This window comes from Burkholderia catarinensis, from assembly GCF_001883705.2.
Classification (GTDB): Bacteria; Pseudomonadota; Gammaproteobacteria; order Burkholderiales; family Burkholderiaceae; genus Burkholderia; species Burkholderia catarinensis.
The window spans coordinates 102,780-118,737 of sequence record NZ_MDEQ02000021.1; the positions used below are offsets into that span (position 1 = coordinate 102,780).

Consider the following 15,958-nt stretch of genomic DNA (forward strand, 5'->3'; position numbering starts at 1 on the left):
CGGTTGCCGTCCGTCATTTATTTCTCGGAATCGACGAGGCCGCGCACGAACCAGCGCTGCATCGCCAGCACGACGACGAGCGGCGGGATCATCGCCAGCAGCGTCGCCGCCATCACGTATTGCCATTCGGTCGCGGCGTCGCCGCTCGCGATCATCGTCTTGATGCCCACCACCGCCGTCGACAGCGACGCTTCCGTCGTGATCAGGATCGGCCACAGATACTGGTTCCAGCCGTAGATGAACGTGATCACGAACAGCGCCGCGATGCTCGTCTTCGACAGCGGCAGCACGACGTCCCAGAAGAAGCGCAGCGGCCCCGCGCCGTCGATGCGCGCGGCATCCATCAGCTCGTCGGGCAGCGTCATGAAGAACTGACGGAACAAGAAGGTCGCGGTCGCCGACGCGATCAGCGGCAGCGAGAGTCCCGCGTAGGTATTCGTCAGGTGCAGCGTCGACACGACCTGCACGGTCGGGAAGATCCGCACCTCGACCGGCAGCATCAGCGTGACGAAGATCAGCCAGAACGCCGTGTTGCGGAACGGGAAGCGGAAATAGACGATCGCGTACGCGGACAGGATCGACATCGCGATCTTGCCGACCGCGATGCCGAGCGCCATCGCGAAGCTGTTGACGAGCAGGCGGCCGAACGGCGCCGTCGTGCCGCCGCTGCCGTGCCCCCAGATGTACGCGACGTTCTCGAACAGGTGCGTGCTCGGCACGAGCGACAGCGGCACCGTGAACACTTCCTGCGCGTTCATCGTCGCCGCGCAGAACGCGACGTAGACGGGAAACACGATCAGCACGACGCCCGCGATCAGCACCGCATGGCAGAACAGGTCGAAGCCCTTGCGATTTTCGATCATGCGTATTGCACCCTGCGTTCGACGAAGCGGAACTGGATCACCGTGAGCCCGACGACGACGATCATCAGCACGACCGACTGCGCGCCCGAACTGCCGATGTCGAGCCCCTGGAAGCCCTCCGCGAAGATCTTGTAGATCAGCGTCTTCGTGCTCTGCGCCGGGCCGCCGCCGGTGGCCGCGTCGATCACCGGGAACGTGTCGAAGAACGCGTAGACGAGGTTCACGACCAGCAGGAAGAAACTCGTCGGCGACAGCAGCGGCAGCACGATGTTGAAGAAGCGCCGCACCGGCCCGGCACCGTCGATCGCCGCCGCCTCGATCAGCGAACGCGGGATCGCCTGCAGGCCCGCGTAGAAGAACAGGAAGTTGTAGCTCACCTGCTTCCACACCGACGCGAGCACGACCAGGAACATCGCCTGCCCGCCGTTCAGCGCGTGGTTCCACACGATGCCGCTTTTCGCGAGCGCATACGTGATCAGGCCGATGCTCGGGTTGAACAGGAACGCCCACAGCACGGCCGCGATCGTCGGCGCGACCGCGTACGGCCAGATCAGCAGCGTGCGGTACACGCGCGCGCCGCGGATCACGCGGTCGGCGCACGCGGCAAGCAGCAGCGATACGACGAGCCCGCTCACCGTGACGAGCGAACTGAACACGAGCGTCGTGCGAAACGAATCGAGATACAGCGGATCGGCGAACAGGTGCGTGAAGTTCGCGAAGCCGACGAATTCGCTCGATGTGCCGAACGCGTCCTGCATCTGCGTCGACTGCCACAGCGCGACGCCGGCCGGCCACAGGAAGAACACGGCGGTGATCGCGAGCTGCGGCGCGATCAGCAGGTACGGCAACAGGCTCGTGCCGAAACGGGAACGGGATTGCATCGCGGATATCCGGTCAGGCGAAACGGAATGGAAACCGCGCCGCCGGACGGCCCGCGCACGGGCGCGGCGCCGCCGGCGGCACGAAGCGATGCGTGCTCAGCCGCCCGACTTCTCGAAGCGGCGCAGCAGTTCGTCACCGCGCGAGGCGGCCGAATCGAGCGCGTCCTTCGGCGACTTCTTCTGCCCCCAGACCTGTTCGAACTCCTCGTCGACGACCGTGCGGATCTGCGGCATGTTACCCAGGCGCAGCCCCTTCGTGTACGGCAGCGGCGGCTTGTTCAGCATCTGCTTGATCGCAGTTTCGGCGCTCGGGTTCTTCGCGTAGAAGCCCTGCTGGCGCGTGAGGTCGTACGCGGCGGTCGTGACCGGCAGGTAGCCCGTGTCCTGGTGCCACTTCGCGGCGACGGGCGGCGAAGCGAGGTAGGCGAGGAATTTCGCGACGCCCTTGTAGGTCGCCGGATCCTTGCCGGCCAGCACCCACAGGCTCGCGCCGCCGATGATCGCGTTCTGCGGCGCGCCCTTCACGTTCGCGTCGTACGGCATCATGCCCGTGCCGTAGCTGAACTTCGCGAATTTCTGCACGTTCGCGAGCGCGCCCGACGACGTCGTCATGATCCCGCAATCGCCGCTGTAGAACTTCGCCGATGCTTCATCCTTGCGGCCCGCATACGTGAACGTGCCGTCCTTTGCCATCTGCTGCAGGAATGCGACGTGCGCGATCTGCTGCGGCTTGTTGAATTCGAGCACGGCGTCGGAGCCGTCGAAGCCGTTGTTGCGGCTCGCGAACGGCAGCCCGTGCCACGCGCTGTAGTTCTCGAGCTGGATCCAGCCCTGCCAGCCGGTCGTAAAGCCGCACGCCATCCCCGACTTGCGCAGCTTCTCGGCATCGGCCTGCACGTCGGCCCACGTCTTCGGCGGCTGGTTCGGATCGATCCCCGCCTTCTTGAACGCGTCCTTGTTGTAGTACAGCACCGGCGTCGAGCTGTTGAACGGCATCGACACGAGATGGCCCGTCTTCGCGTCGCTGTAGTAGCTCGCGATGGTCGGCACGAACGCCTTTTCGTCGAGCGGCACGCCGGCCTGCTTGAACACGTCGTACACGGGGACGACGGCCTTCTTCGCCTGCATCATCGTGGCCGTGCCGACTTCATAGACCTGGAGGATCGCCGGTGCGTTGCCGCTGCGATAGGCGGCGATGCCGGCCGCGAGCGCCTGGTCGTAGGTGCCCTTGAAGACCGGCACGATCTTGTAGTCGCTCTGCGACGCGTTGAACTGGTCGGCGATCGCGTTGACCCGCTCGCCGAGCGCCGCCTCCATCGCATGCCAGAACTGGATCTCCGTCGCGGCGAACGCCGCGTGCTGCACACCGAACATCAGCGCGCCGCCAAGCGCGATCGAACGAACCATGGTCCCCGCAGGCTTCTTCTTCATCGACCTCTCTCCTATGAAAACGTTACCAACAGCGTGTGCAACATTCCCGTCGCCATTGAACCGGCGAAGTCTAGTGATCGTTTGTGACAGTCAGTTGTCGTTGACGACGAACAGGCGCTGATATTCCTTCAGCGCGAAGCGGTCGGTCATGCCGGCGATGTAGTGCGCGACGAGACGCGGCTGCTGCGCTGGGTCGTCAGACTGGTACGGCGGCGGCAGCAGGCGCGGATCGTCGATGAACGCGTCGAACAGCCCCGTGACGACGCGCTGCGCCTTGCTCGCCATGCGCATCACCTTGTAGTGGCGATAGAGGTTCTTGAAGAGGAAACGCTTGAGGGCGGCCGCCTGTGCGGCGACCGTTGCGCTGTGCGACACGAGCGGCGGCGCGGCGCGCACGTCGTCGAGCGACGCGGGTGCGGCGCGCGCGAGATTGCGTGTCGTCTCGTCGATCAGGTCGACGATCAGCGTGTTGATGATGCGGCGCACCGTCTCGTGCACGAGACGGCGGCCTTCGAGCTGCGGGAATTCGGCCAGCGCCGCTTCGTAGTGGCGCTGCCACAGCTCGACTTCCGCGAGCTGCTCGATCGTGATCAGGCCGGAGCGCAGGCCGTCGTCGACGTCGTGGTTGTTGTACGCGATCTCGTCCGCGATGTTCGCGAGCTGCGCTTCGAGCGACGGCTGGCGGCCGTGCAGGAAGCGCTCGCCGAGCGCACCGAGCTGGCGCGCATTCTCGCGCGAGCAATGCTTCAAAATGCCTTCGCGCGTCTCGAAGCACAGGTTCAGCCCGTTGAACGCACCGTAGTGCTCCTCGAGCTCGTCGACGACCGCAAGGCTCTGCAGGTTGTGCTCGAAGCCGCCGTGCTCGCGCATGCATGCATTCAGCGCGTCCTGCCCGGCATGGCCGAACGGCGTATGGCCGAGATCGTGCGCGAGCGAGATCGCTTCGACGAGATCCTCGTTCAGCCGCAGGTTGCGCGCGACCGAGCGCGCGATCTGCGCGACTTCGAGGCTGTGCGTGAGGCGCGTGCGGAACAGGTCGCCTTCGTGATTGACGAAGACCTGCGTCTTGTATTCGAGCCGGCGAAACGCGGTCGAATGGACGATGCGGTCGCGGTCGCGCTGGAATTCGGTGCGCGCCGCCGGCGGCGTTTCCGGATGGCGGCGGCCGCGTGACTGCGACGCGTGTGCGGCATACGGAGCGAGGTGGGCTTCCAGCGCCGCCAGCGTCGGCGGTTCGGCCACCGGCGCAGCGGATGCGCGGCCGGCTTCGGGCAGTGTGCTGCTGGATGTCTCGCTCACATCTCCTCCATGTCAGGGGCGCCGGGGCATCCGGGCCGCGGTTACCGGGTCGTCTGCGCCAGTGTGGCGAACACGGCTTCGTCCGGCGCCTGCGCGATCAGCGTATCGCCGAATCGCTTCAGCAGGATGAACTTGATCGCGCCGGCCTCGGCCTTCTTGTCGACGCGCATCAGGTCCATGTAGCGCGCGTCGCCGAGCGCGGGCCCGCGGGTCGGCAGATGCGCGGCCGCGATCACCGCGTCGAGGCGCTGCCGCGACGCTTCGTCGAGCAGGCCGAGCCGCACCGACAGGTCGCCCGCCATCACCATCCCGCAGCCGACCGCCTCGCCGTGCAGCCACTCGCCGTAGCCGAGCCCGGCCTCGATCGCATGGCCGAACGTGTGGCCGAAGTTCAGGATCGCGCGCAGGCCGCCTTCGCGCTCGTCGGCGGCGACCACGCCCGCCTTGATCTCGCACGAGCGCTTCACGGCGTGCGCGAGCGCAGCCGGCTCGCGACGGTTCAGCGCGTCGACGTTCGCCTCGATCCAGTCGAAGAATTCCGCGTCGGCGATCGCACCGGTCTTGATGATCTCGGCGACGCCGGCCGCCAGCTCGCGGTCGGGCAGCGTCGTCAGCGCGCCGATGTCCGCGATCACGGCCTGCGGCTGGTAGAACGCGCCGATCATGTTCTTGCCGAGCGGGTGGTTGATGCCCGTCTTGCCACCGACCGACGAATCGACCTGCGACAGCAGCGTCGTCGGCACCTGGATGAACGGCACCCCGCGCATGTAGCACGCGGCGGCAAAGCCCGTCATGTCGCCGATCACGCCGCCGCCGAGCGCAACGAGTGTCGTCTTGCGGTCCGCGCGCTCGGTCAGCAGGCCGTCGAAGATCAGGTTCAGCGTTTCCCAGTTCTTGTACGCCTCGCCGTCCGGCAGCACGACCGTCGACACACGCTTGCCGAGCGGCGCGAGCGCCGCGCGCAGCGCATCGCCGTAGAGCGGATCGACCGTCGTGTTCGTGACGATCGTGACGGACGAACCCTTGATGTGGGGCGCGAACAGCTCGGCGCGGCCGATCAGGCCGGCGCCAATGTGAATCGGATAGGCGCGGTCGCCCAGATCGACGTTGACAGTAATCATGCTTGTAGCGGCTTGGCGACGACGCCCGCCAGTTCGAGTTGCATCAGCACCATGTTGACGAGACCGTTGACTGACGGACGGCCGGTCTCGATAACAAAATCCGCGCATTCGCGGTACAGCGGGTCGCGCACTTCGTACAGCGCTTCGAGACGCCCCTTCGGATCTTCGGTCTGCAGCAGCGGGCGGTTCTTGTCCTTGCGCGTGCGCAACCACAGATCGTGCGGATTGGCGCGCAGGTAGACGACGATGCCGTGGCTTTTCAGGCAGTCGCGATTTTCCGGGCGCAGCACCGCGCCGCCGCCCGTCGCGAGCACGATGTTCTCGCGCTGCGTGAGATCGGTGATCACCTGCGTTTCGCGATCGCGAAACCCGGCCTCGCCCTCCAGCTCGAAGATCACCGGAATGCGCGCGCCCGTGCGGGCCTCGATTTCGTGGTCGGAGTCGAAGAACGTCCTGTCGAGACGACGCGCGACCGCACGGCCCACGGTGGTCTTACCCGCTCCCATAAGGCCGACGAAAAATACGTTTGCATGTGGGTCCCGCGCTTGCAACGGCTTCCTCTGCTTCAATCTTGCTGGTGTGTGGCGCAGCTTACTGGCAAAGCGGCTGCCTTGTCGAGCCTGCGCCGGCGGCTTCCGGCCCCGTTTTCTCGGGATCCGCACCGCCCGCGTCGCGCGCATCGCAGCGCGCGTCGACGACGGTCGGCGTGATGAAAACGACCAGTTCGTTGCGCTGGTCGCGCTGCGCGCGGTGCCGGAAAAGCGCGCCCAGAAACGGTATTTTGCCCAAGAGCGGCACGCGCGTCACATCGTTCCGGTTCAGTTGCTCGTAGATCCCGCCGATCGCGACCGTCCCGCCGTTCTCGACCTCGACGCGCGTCTGCACGTGCTTCGTATGGATCGCGGGGCCAGCCGCCGTCGGCTCGCCGACGCTGTCCTTCGTCACGTCCAGGTCGAGCACCACGCGCCCGTCCGGCGTGATCTGCGGCTCGACCTCGAGCTTGAGCGTTGCGCGGCGGAACTGCACGCCGCTCACGCCGTTGCCGACCTTGGCCTGGTACGGCAGCTCCGAACCCTGCTCGACGATCGCCTTGACGCGATCGGCGGTCACCACGCGCGGACGCGAAACGATCTGGCCCCGCCCCTGCGCCTCGAGCGCGCTCAGTTCGACGTCGAGCACGCGGCTGAGCGGCGCGGCGAACAGCGTGAAGCCGGCGGTCGCCGCCTCGAAGCCACCGAGCGGCCGCGCGGCAAGGTCGAGCGCGTTGCGCGCGTCCGTCGTGAACGCGGCGCTCTCGCCGGACGGCGGCCGTCCCTGCGCCCGCAGCGCGACGCGTGCGCCGAGATTGCGCGAGAAGCCCTGCTCGCCCTCGACGATGCGGGCCTCGATCCGGACCTGCCGCGACGGCCGGTCGATCGCATCGATCAGGCTCGCGATCTGCGCGATCCGCGGCGCGAGATCGGTGACGAACAGCAGGTTCGTGCGCGGATCGGCCGCCGCTGCGCCGCGCTTCGACAGCAGGCGCTGGCCCGTCGCGCCGGCCAGCAGCCGTTGCACGTCCTGCGCGCGCGGATAGTGCAGCGCGAACGTACGGCTCGCGAGCGGCTCGAGATCCGCGGCCCGCGCGTGCATTTCGAAGCGCTCGCGTTCGCGCGCGGCCAGTTCGGCCGCCGGCGTGACCCATACCACGTTGTCGCGCCGGGACATCGCGAGCCCGTGCGTGTCGAGCAGCGTGTCGAAGGCATCGCGCCAGCGGACATTGTTCAGACGTAACGTGACGATGCCGCGCACCTGCTCGCCGACGACGATATTGAGCCCCGTGAACCGCGCGAACGCATCGAACGCGGCCGCGAGCCCGGCGCCCTGAAGATTCAGCGAGATCCGCCGCGCGTCGTCCGCATCGCCCGGTTGCCGTGCCGCCGCGTCGCTCATCCGGGCCGGCGGCGCCAACGGGATCGGCGGCCCCTCCAGCGCGGGGGCCGGTGCTGCGATTTCCGCCGGAACCGCCGCGCGAGCCGCCTGATCGAACGGCGGCGGGCCGGCTTCCGCCGACACGGCGCCGGCCGCACCGTCCTCCGCGCCCTGGGGCGGCGGCAGGCTCGGCACCTGCGCATCCATTGCGGCAGGCCAGACGGCCGGCAGCGGCGGCAACGACGCGCTTGCAACAGCGGCCGTCAATCCTGCCCAGACGGCGAGTGCCCAATATCCGTACCTCATCATGGCCGACCTCCGTCGTCCAGGACGAACCGGCGCGCCCCGTCCGCCGTCGCGAGCGTCACGGCCGCGGGATCGACCCGCACCACGCGCGCGGCCCCGAGAGCTTCGCCGGGCGCCACGGCCGTGAACGCGCCCTCGCCGTCGTCGAACAGTGCGAGACCGGCACGCGCGTCGCGAATCGTACCGGCCAGGCGGGCCGCCCGACCATCCGCTGCAGACGGGCCAGCCTCACCGAACGGATCGGCGTCGAGCGCGGCGGCCTGAACCGGCGCCATGCCACCTTCGGCCGCTGCCGCCGGCAGAGCCGGAAACACGTCGACAGACATTTCCACCCGCGCCGACTGCATCCCGCGCTCGACGCGCAGCGCCGACGGCACCGCCAGTACCGGGAAGCGCACCAGCCCGCCGACCATGTGCATCAATGCGCGAAAGCCGCCATCCGCAACGATGCGCACCGTGCGCCGGCCATCTGACGCCGCACCATCGGCGCGCTGCGGCTCGATCGATACGCGATGCAGCCCGCTCGACACGGCGAGATCGGCCAGTTCCAGCATCAACGCGGCCCATTCCGGCGCACGCGACAAGCGGTCGTCATGCGCTGACACCGGATGTACGTCATGCCGTCGCACAGCGACCGCGAGTACGCGGCGCGCGTCGGCCGCACGCGCCTCCGCCACTGCCAGCAACGCGCGACTGTGCGCGAGCCCACTCCAGTCGGCGGCATTCGCCAGATGAATACCGCCTGCCAGCACGGCCGCGAACGCGAGCGCGCAGCCTGCGACATGCACGGCCGCCGGCGACATGCGCCGCATGCCGTCCAGCCATGCGCCGCCGCGCGGTGCGAGCCGATGCGTGTACGCCGTCATGCGCCATCTCCCGACGCCTTCTGCGACGGCATCGCGTCGTGCCAGCGCAGTTGGACCGAGAACCGGAACGGCATCCCGACCGTGGAGACCGGCGTATCCGAAGCAGGCTTCAACGCATCTATCTCGATCCGCCAGTCGCGCTGCTCGCGCGCCATCCCGGCAAGCCATCGCGCGGCCGCCCGGTAGCTCGCGGCGCGCGCATCGAGCACGGCACCGGCCGACGTCGTGCGCAGCGCGTCGAGCCGGACGGTGCCGTCACGCACCTGTGCCAGTGTCGCCAGCAACCCCGCGACGCGTCGGTAAGGCTCGGCAAGCCCGGCTGCCTGCGCATCGCGCTGCGCGACGATGGCGGCTGCATTGGCGGCGCGCGTCGCAGCATCCACCTGCGGCTGCAACTGCCGTAGCCGCGCCTCCACGCTTGCGCGCTCGGCATCCACGCGCCACCGCATCCATGTGGCAGCGCCCGTCCACAGGCCAGCGCCGAGCACGCCGAGCAGAATCGCGGTACCGCACTGCGCGGCCCGGCGACGCCGCAACGCCTGCGCCCGCCGCTCGCGGTACGGCAACAGGTTGAAGCCGCCAAGCCCCGCACGATCGGCCGGAGCCGCCCCGGACACGCTGGCGGGCATGCGCTCGGCCATCATTCCCACACCCCGCGCAACGCCAGCCCGAACGCGACGGCAAATGCCGGGCCGCCAGACATGCCGGCGGGCGAGCACGGCTGCCCATCCCAGCCCGTGCAGTCGAACGGCACCGCAACCGCGCCGAGCACGTCGCCAATCTCGGCGACGGACGTACCGAAGCGGGCGATGCATCGCTCGTCCCCGGCCACGAGTACGCAACGCACGGCCCCGAGCGCGCGCCGGCGCAATGCATCGGGGAGTGCCTCCGGCACCGCGCCGGACAGCGTGAGCACCGGTACGGCCAACGGGCCGTGGATTCGCCAGCCGCGCACGCCCGAGTCGCAGAACCAGAGCGCGGCGTAGGAGTCCTGCGCGTCGAGTTCGAACTGCGCGGCATAGCGCAACGCACGCAGCACGGCGGCCGATTCGCCATCGACTACCGTCAGGTCGATACCGGCCTGGGCGGCCACGTCGATCCGCCGCTCGAGCAGCGCGAGCGGGGCCACGGCAACCGCGATCTCGCCGGACCGCGCGCCGTCGTCCTGCCACCAGTCGAACGCGAAACTGTCCGGCGCCAGCCCCGAGATGCGCTCGGCCGCCTGCCGCGCGACGTCCGGGATGTCGTCACGCCCGGCCAGGTCGAGCGTCGCGGTGCGCATCTCGTCATCGCGCAGCGCCATCACGCCGCGCGCCTCGCACCGCACATCGCCCGCCGACAGCCGCGACACGGCTGCCGCCAGCGCACGCGCGACCGCGGCCCAGCGCGCGCCTTCCGGCCCGCCCGCCAGCCCGACCGGCTCCCGTTCGAGCCCCTCGACGCGCACATCCGAGACCCGGCCACGCCGGCTCAGCACGACCACCCTCACCTCGTCCGCACCGACGTCGATTCCCGTCGACCGGTGCCTGCCCTGCGCAAACTGTGCCACCCATCGTCCCGTCATCCCAGCCTCCCGAGATCGTCGCGGCCCACGCCGCGTTTCCGAGACCTGATTCTGCAAAGCGGCGCGCGCGGCCGACAGTCGGCCGAACGGCCAGCATCGGCCCGCGGCGGCCGCGCGCGGGCTATGCTGGCGGCACGCCAACTCGCGGCTTTGCGGCGGGCAGCCCCCGCGTCAGGACCGGTCTTACCGGGCAGCTATAATCGCGGGACTGTTTTCCGGTATGCCTATGCAATCCACGACTCCTACGTCCCCGCCTCCTGCCCCGGAGCCGAAGAAGCGGCCCTGGTGGCAAAAAGTCCTGCTCGGCTTCGCCGCGATGTGCGTGGCCCTCGTCGTGGCCGGCGGCCTCGTGCTCGGCTACGCGCTCGTCGTCGCCTGGCCGAACATGCCGTCGCTCGACGCGCTGACCGACTATCGCCCGAAGGTGCCGCTGCGCATCTATACGTCCGATCACGTGCTGATCGGCGAATTCGGCGAAGAGCGCCGCGACGTCGTTCATTTCAAGGACGTGCCCGACTCGCTGAAGAAGGCGATCCTCGCGATCGAGGACGCACGCTTCTACGATCACGGCGGCGTCGACCTCACCGGCATCATCCGCGCCGGCTTCGTCGCGCTGACGAACGGCCACGCGTCGCAGGGTGCGAGCACGATCACGATGCAGGTCGCGCGCAACTTCTTCCTGTCGAGCGAGAAGACCTACACACGCAAGATCTACGAGATGCTGCTCGCGTACCGGATCGAGCGCGCGCTGACGAAGGATCAGATTCTCGAGGTCTATATGAATCAGATCTATCTCGGCCAGCGCGCGTACGGCTTCGCGAGCGCCGCGCGGGTCTATTTCGGCAAGGACCTGAAAGACATCACGCTCGCGGAAGCGGCGATGCTCGCGGGGCTGCCGAAGGCGCCGTCCGCGTATAACCCGGTCGTGAACCCGAAGCGCGCGAAGGTGCGCCAGGGATACATCCTGCAGCGGATGCTCGAGCTGAACTTCATCACGCGCGAGCAGTACGACGAGGCCGCCGCGCAGCCGCTCGTCGTCAAGGGCCCCGGCCGCGATTTCAGCGTGCACGCCGAGTACGTCGCGGAAATGGTCCGGCAGATGATGTACGCGCAGTATCGCGAGGAAACCTACACGCGCGGCTTCAACGTCGTCACGACGATCGACTCCGCGGACCAGCAGGTCGCGTACACCGCGCTGCGCAAGGGCATCATGGATTACGAGCGCCGCCACGGCTATCGCGGGCCGGAAGGCTTCATCGAGTTGCCGGCCGGTGCCGACGACCGTGAACAGGCGATCGACGACGCGCTGCTCGAGCACCCCGACAACGGCGAACTGATTGCCGCGGTCGTCACGGCCGCGAGCCCGCGCCAGATCACGGTTGCATTCATCGACGGCAGCAATGCGACGATCGAAGGCGACAACCTGCGGTTCGCGTCGGGCGCGCTGGCGGCCAACGCGCAGCCGAACCGTCGCATCCGCCCCGGCGCGATCGTCCGCGTCGTGAAGAACGACGCCGGCAAATGGTCGATCACGCAGTTGCCGCAGGTCGAAGGCGCGTTCCTGTCGATCATCCCGCAGGACGGCGCGATCCGCTCGCTCGTCGGCGGCTTCGACTACAACAAGAACAAGTTCAACCACGTCACGCAGGCGTGGCGGCAGCCGGGCTCGTCGTTCAAGCCGTTCATCTACTCGGCGTCGCTCGACAAGGGCCTCGGGCCGGCAACCGTGATCAACGACGGCCCGCTGTATTTCAGCGCCGCCGAAACGGGCGGCCAGCCATGGGAGCCGAAGAACTACGGCGGCGGCTTCGAAGGCCCGATGTCGATGCGCACCGCGCTGCAGCGCTCGCGCAACCTCGTGTCGATCCGGATCCTGAACCATATCGGCACGAAGTACGCGCAGCAGTACATCACGCGCTTCGGCTTCGATGCCGACCGTCATCCGGCCTACCTGCCGATGGCGCTCGGCGCGGGCCAGGTCACGCCGCTGCAGATGGCCGGCGCGTACTCGGTATTCGCGAACGGCGGCTACCGCGTCAATCCGTACCTGATCGCCGAAGTCACCGATCCGAACGGCGCGATCGTCGCGCGCGCACAACCGCTCGTCGCCGAGCAGAACGCGCCGCGCGCGATCGACGCACGCAACGCCTACGTGATGAACAGCCTGCTCCAGAGCGTCGCACAGCGCGGCACGGGCGCACGGACCAACGTGCTGAAGCGCACCGACCTCGCGGGCAAGACCGGTACGACGAACGACTCGCACGACGCGTGGTTCGCCGGCTACCAGCACACGCTCGCCGCGATCGCGTGGATCGGCTACGACAATCCGCGCAGCCTGGGCGATCGCGAAACGGGCGGCGGCCTGTCGCTGCCCGTCTGGATCGACTACATGGGCGCCGCGCTGAAGGGCGTGCCCGAATTCAAGCCGACGGTGCCGGACGGCGTCGAATCGCTCGGCAGCGAGCTGTACTTCACCGAGTTCAAGCCGGGGCACGGCTTCGTGTCGACGGTCGGTGTGCCGCAGGCGCCGGCCGCGCAGAGCGTCGACGAAGCGGCGCCGCACGTCGACGAACAGGAAAAGCAGGACATCATGAACCTGTTCCGCGGCCACTGACACGCGGCCCGGACATGAAAAAGCGCCCCGCGGGGCGCTTTTCTTTTGCTGCGACGTTCGGAGCCCGATGCCGCGGCCGTCACGCGCCGAACGTGATCGGCAGCCCGGCCTGCTGAGTTGCGTATTCGGTGAGCGCCGAGAAGAACTCGGTCCCCGTGCGCGTATCGCGCCATTCGCCGTCGATGAACCGGTAGTGGAAACCGCCCGCTTTCGCGGCGATCCACACTTCCTTCATCGGCGGCTGCAGGTTGACGATGATCTTCGAGCCGTTCTCGAACGTCAGCGTCAGGACACTGCCGTTGCGCTCCAGATCGATGTCGTGATCGCCGTCGTTGGCGTCGTCGACGGTACGCTCGACGGCCGTCAGCACGGCCTCGGCACGGGTCAGGTAATCGGTATCGGACATGCTAAACTCTATCGGTTCAATTGTTCAGGGATGATCATGCGAGTCGTTTTCCGGATGAGCGCGATTGTAGCGGCTTTGGCGATTCTTGCCGGCTGCGGTCAAAGCGGCGCGCTCTATCTGCCCACGGTGCCCCCGCTGCCCAAACCGATCCAGCAGCAAGACACGCCTCCGTCGGACGTGAAACCGACCGATGAAAATGCGTCGTCCGACGACACGCCCGATACGTCGGGCTCGCCGTTGATGCTGTCGCCCGAGCTGTCGAGCAGCGCATCGGGCGTGCCCGCACCGGCCTCGAGCCCGGCCGTCACGCAGTAACGACGCCCGGCATGCCAGACAAGGCGATGACTTCCCGGTCATCGCCTTTTGTTTTTTCAGGCGCGCGATCACGCGCGCACGCGCCGCCATCCCCATGCGACCAGCCGCCAGCCGAGCAGCGCGGCGACGATCGCCGCATAAAGCTTCGGCTGCGCGAGATTGTGCTTGCCGGCCCTCATCCACCAGAAGTGCAGCACGCCGAACAGCGCGACCGCGTAGATCGCACTGTGCAGCGTCGCCCAGTGGCGGCCGAGCCGGCGCACCATCGCGCGCGGCGATGTCGCGGCGAGCGGAATCAGCAGCACGAACGCGGCAAAGCCGACCGTGATGAACGGGCGCTTGCCGACGTCCTTCAGGATTGCGACGATGTCGAACCACTTGTCGAACCACAGATAGGTCGTGAAGTGCAGCGTCGCGTAAAAGAACGCGAACAGCCCGATCATCCGGCGAAAGCGCAGCAGCGCGGCGAACCCCGTCATGCGTCGAAGCGGCGTGACGGCGAGCGTGACGCACAGCATCACGAGCGTCCAGAGGCCCGTCGAACGCGTGATGAATTCGATCGGATTCGCGCCGAGCCGGTCGGTCAGCCCGAACAGCACGAGACGCGCGAGCGGATAGAGGCCGGCCGCGAAAACCAGCACCTTGGCCGGCACGAGCCAGCGCGTCGTGCTGGCCCGTCGCGCCGTCGCGGCAGCCGCCGCGCGTGCGGGAGGCAGCGTCGTGGAAGGCATGTCGTTTCTCACCGTTACCCTCAGAAATTCTTCTTCAGGTCCATGCCCTGATACATCGACGCGACCAGATCGCCGTAGCCGTTGAACATCAGCGTCTTGCGCTTCGGTGTGAAAAAGCCGTCCTCGCCGATGCGCCGCTCGGTCGCCTGGCTCCAGCGCGGATGATCGACGGTCGGGTTCACGTTCGAATAAAAGCCGTACTCGTTCGACGCGTACGTGTTCCAGCTCGTCTTCGGCTGCTTGTCGACGAAGCGGATCTTCACGAGCGACTTCGCGCTCTTGAAGCCGTACTTCCACGGCACGACGATACGTACCGGCGCGCCGTTCTGGTTCGGCAGCACCTGCCCGTAGACGCCCATCGTCAGCAGCGTCAGCGGATTCATCGCCTCGTCCATCCGCAGACCTTCCGAGTACGGCCAGTCGAGCACGGGTGTCGAGAGGCCCGGCATCTGCGACGGATCGGCCAGCGTGACGAACTGCACGTATTTCGCGTTGCCGGTCGGCTGCACGCGCTTGATCAGCTCGGACAGCGGCACGCCGATCCACGGGATCACCATCGACCACCCCTCGACGCAGCGCAGCCGGTACACGCGCTCCTCGAGCGGTGCGAGCTTCAGCAGTTCATCGAGATCGAACACCTTCGGGTGCTGCACTTCCCCCTCGACGCTCACGCGCCACGGACGCGGCCGCAGCGTGCCGGCGTTCTGCGCCGGGTCGCTCTTGTCGGTGCCGAATTCGTAGAAGTTGTTGTAGGTCGTGATGTCCTTGAACGGCGTCACCTTGTCGGCCGCGACGAACTTCGGGTCCGTTTTTGCCGCGAGCTTCGCCGCCCGCGGGTCGGGCGACGCATACGCGGCAAATGCCGGGCCGCTGCCGCCGAGCAGTCCGCCTGCCGCCGCGAGGCCAGCCGCCTGCAAGACGCGCCGCCGGTTCTCGAATACCGCGCGCGGCGTGATCTCGCTCGGCGCAATATCACCGCCGGTCAGTACGTTCCGCAAAGGGCGTTTGATCCACATCGTGCAGCTCCTCCTGCATGCGCGGCGCGCATGCTTCATGAGCGTTCGACCCGACCCATCATCCGCCGTTCGACGCCCGGATCGCCCGCTCGTTACAAAAGAAAACCGCCGGGCACGCAGTGCACCGGCGGTCTTATAGTCGGACGAGCGGCGGAAATCTTACAACTTGCCGTAGCTGTGCAGCCCGGACAGGAACATGTTGACGCCGAGGAACGCGAACGTCGTCACGAGCAGGCCCGTGAGCGCCCACCAGGCGGCAACCGCGCCGCGCAGGCCCTTCATCAGCCGCATGTGCAGCCACGCTGCGTAGTTCAGCCACACGATCAGCGCCCAGGTTTCCTTCGGGTCCCAGCTCCAGTAGCCGCCCCATGCCTCGGCCGCCCAAAGCGCGCCGAGGATCGTCGCGATCGTGAAGAACGCGAAACCGACCGCGATCGACTTGTACATCACGTCGTCGAGCACCTCGAGCGTCGGCAGGCGATCGGCGAGCACGCCGCGCTCCTTCATCAGGTAGGCGACCGACACCATCGCCGACAGCGCGAAGCTGCCGTAGCCGATGAAGTTCGCCGGCACGTGGATCTTCATCCACCAGCTCTGCAGCGCCGGCACGAGCGGCTGGATCTGCTGCGCATCG

The 15,958-nt window shown here is 67.8% G+C and carries 16 protein-coding genes; 2 read left to right on the forward strand and 14 right to left on the reverse strand.

From position 1 onward, the window contains the following. Positions 1-17 precede the first annotated feature (17 nt). The 10 genes from ugpE to BFF94_RS28190 form a co-directional block, all read right to left on the reverse strand. Positions 18-863, reverse strand: coding sequence for a sn-glycerol-3-phosphate ABC transporter permease UgpE (gene ugpE / locus BFF94_RS28145; RefSeq protein WP_128843433.1), 846 nt, complete (start codon positions 861-863; stop codon positions 18-20). Continuing rightward, positions 860-1,744: a sn-glycerol-3-phosphate ABC transporter permease UgpA gene (ugpA, locus tag BFF94_RS28150; protein WP_128843432.1), complete on the reverse strand. Its 885-nt coding sequence runs from the start codon at positions 1,742-1,744 to the stop codon at positions 860-862. The genes ugpE and ugpA overlap by 4 nt, the downstream gene beginning before the upstream one ends. Positions 1,745-1,840: 96 nt before the next feature. Continuing rightward, the gene (gene ugpB, locus BFF94_RS28155; RefSeq protein ID WP_128843431.1) at positions 1,841-3,175 is read right to left on the reverse strand and encodes a sn-glycerol-3-phosphate ABC transporter substrate-binding protein UgpB; all 1,335 of its coding nucleotides are present in this window, start codon (positions 3,173-3,175) and stop codon (positions 1,841-1,843) included. A gap of 90 nt (positions 3,176-3,265) precedes the next feature. After that, positions 3,266-4,474 carry a deoxyguanosinetriphosphate triphosphohydrolase gene (locus BFF94_RS28160; protein WP_128843430.1) on the reverse strand — a complete coding sequence of 403 codons (1,209 nt, stop codon included), beginning with the start codon at positions 4,472-4,474 and terminating at the stop codon, positions 3,266-3,268. Positions 4,475-4,515: 41 nt separating this feature from the next. After that, a complete protein-coding gene (aroB, locus tag BFF94_RS28165) occupies positions 4,516-5,595 on the reverse strand; it encodes a 3-dehydroquinate synthase (protein ID WP_128843429.1) in 1,080 nt (359 codons plus the stop codon). Further along, on the reverse strand, positions 5,592-6,146 hold the full coding sequence (gene aroK, locus BFF94_RS28170) for a shikimate kinase AroK (RefSeq protein ID WP_128843435.1): 555 nt from the start codon (positions 6,144-6,146) through the stop codon (positions 5,592-5,594). The genes aroB and aroK overlap by 4 nt, the downstream gene beginning before the upstream one ends. A gap of 40 nt (positions 6,147-6,186) precedes the next feature. After that, a complete protein-coding gene (locus tag BFF94_RS28175; RefSeq protein ID WP_219140098.1) occupies positions 6,187-7,815 on the reverse strand; it encodes a type IV pilus secretin PilQ in 1,629 nt (542 codons plus the stop codon). Then, positions 7,812-8,678: a pilus assembly protein gene (locus BFF94_RS28180; RefSeq protein ID WP_128843428.1), complete on the reverse strand. Its 867-nt coding sequence runs from the start codon at positions 8,676-8,678 to the stop codon at positions 7,812-7,814. Before BFF94_RS28180 ends, BFF94_RS28175 begins: the two co-directional genes overlap by 4 nt. Then, positions 8,675-9,319: a fimbrial protein gene (locus tag BFF94_RS28185; protein WP_246637430.1), complete on the reverse strand. Its 645-nt coding sequence runs from the start codon at positions 9,317-9,319 to the stop codon at positions 8,675-8,677. Before BFF94_RS28185 ends, BFF94_RS28180 begins: the two co-directional genes overlap by 4 nt. Then, the gene (locus BFF94_RS28190) at positions 9,319-10,242 is read right to left on the reverse strand and encodes a type IV pilus biogenesis protein PilM (protein ID WP_219140099.1); all 924 of its coding nucleotides are present in this window, start codon (positions 10,240-10,242) and stop codon (positions 9,319-9,321) included. Before BFF94_RS28190 ends, BFF94_RS28185 begins: the two co-directional genes overlap by 1 nt. A 226-nt stretch (positions 10,243-10,468) precedes the next feature. On the opposite strand from BFF94_RS28190, the gene BFF94_RS28195 reads away from it, so the two are divergent. After that, entirely contained in the window at positions 10,469-12,856 is a 2,388-nt protein-coding gene (locus BFF94_RS28195; protein ID WP_128846425.1) for a penicillin-binding protein 1A, read from the forward strand. Positions 12,857-12,935: 79 nt separating this feature from the next. On the opposite strand, the gene cyaY is transcribed toward BFF94_RS28195, so the two are convergent. Next, positions 12,936-13,262, reverse strand: a complete 327-nt coding sequence (gene cyaY / locus BFF94_RS28200; protein ID WP_128846428.1) for an iron donor protein CyaY — start codon at positions 13,260-13,262, stop codon at positions 12,936-12,938. Positions 13,263-13,298: 36 nt separating this feature from the next. Here cyaY and lptM point away from each other — a divergent pair, with 36 nt between their 5' ends. Further along, positions 13,299-13,577: an LPS translocon maturation chaperone LptM gene (gene lptM / locus BFF94_RS28205; protein WP_128846430.1), complete on the forward strand. Its 279-nt coding sequence runs from the start codon at positions 13,299-13,301 to the stop codon at positions 13,575-13,577. 68 nt (positions 13,578-13,645) lie between these two features. Here the strand turns inward: lptM and msrQ are convergent, their stop codons facing one another. The 3 genes from msrQ to ccsB form a co-directional block, all read right to left on the reverse strand. Then, positions 13,646-14,308: a protein-methionine-sulfoxide reductase heme-binding subunit MsrQ gene (gene msrQ, locus BFF94_RS28210; protein WP_128846433.1), complete on the reverse strand. Its 663-nt coding sequence runs from the start codon at positions 14,306-14,308 to the stop codon at positions 13,646-13,648. 20 nt (positions 14,309-14,328) lie between these two features. After that, positions 14,329-15,324: a protein-methionine-sulfoxide reductase catalytic subunit MsrP gene (gene msrP / locus BFF94_RS28215; RefSeq protein ID WP_128846435.1), complete on the reverse strand. Its 996-nt coding sequence runs from the start codon at positions 15,322-15,324 to the stop codon at positions 14,329-14,331. 159 nt (positions 15,325-15,483) lie between these two features. Then, positions 15,484-15,958, reverse strand: a 475-nt coding sequence (gene ccsB, locus BFF94_RS28220) for a c-type cytochrome biogenesis protein CcsB (protein WP_219140100.1), incomplete at its 5' end; no start/stop codon positions are given.

Bases quoted from the DNA above. Each gene is read 5' to 3' on its own strand.
- BFF94_RS28185 (WP_246637430.1), bottom strand. From the start codon at position 9,319: ATGGCCGAGCGCATGCCCGCCAGCGTGTCCGGGGCGGCTCCGGCCGAT.
- msrQ (WP_128846433.1), bottom strand. From the start codon at position 14,308: ATGCCTTCCACGACGCTGCCTCCCGCACGCGCGGCGGCTGCCGCGACG.
- msrP (WP_128846435.1), bottom strand. From the start codon at position 15,324: ATGTGGATCAAACGCCCTTTGCGGAACGTACTGACCGGCGGTGATATT.
- cyaY (WP_128846428.1), bottom strand. From the start codon at position 13,262: ATGTCCGATACCGATTACCTGACCCGTGCCGAGGCCGTGCTGACGGCC.
- lptM (WP_128846430.1), top strand. From the start codon at position 13,299: ATGCGAGTCGTTTTCCGGATGAGCGCGATTGTAGCGGCTTTGGCGATT.
- ugpA (WP_128843432.1), bottom strand. From the start codon at position 1,744: ATGCAATCCCGTTCCCGTTTCGGCACGAGCCTGTTGCCGTACCTGCTG.
- BFF94_RS28180 (WP_128843428.1), bottom strand. From the start codon at position 8,678: ATGACGGCGTACACGCATCGGCTCGCACCGCGCGGCGGCGCATGGCTG.
- BFF94_RS28175 (WP_219140098.1), bottom strand. From the start codon at position 7,815: ATGATGAGGTACGGATATTGGGCACTCGCCGTCTGGGCAGGATTGACG.
- ugpB (WP_128843431.1), bottom strand. From the start codon at position 3,175: ATGAAGAAGAAGCCTGCGGGGACCATGGTTCGTTCGATCGCGCTTGGC.
- BFF94_RS28190 (WP_219140099.1), bottom strand. From the start codon at position 10,242: ATGACGGGACGATGGGTGGCACAGTTTGCGCAGGGCAGGCACCGGTCG.
- BFF94_RS28195 (WP_128846425.1), top strand. From the start codon at position 10,469: ATGCAATCCACGACTCCTACGTCCCCGCCTCCTGCCCCGGAGCCGAAG.
- ugpE (WP_128843433.1), bottom strand. From the start codon at position 863: ATGATCGAAAATCGCAAGGGCTTCGACCTGTTCTGCCATGCGGTGCTG.
- aroB (WP_128843429.1), bottom strand. From the start codon at position 5,595: ATGATTACTGTCAACGTCGATCTGGGCGACCGCGCCTATCCGATTCAC.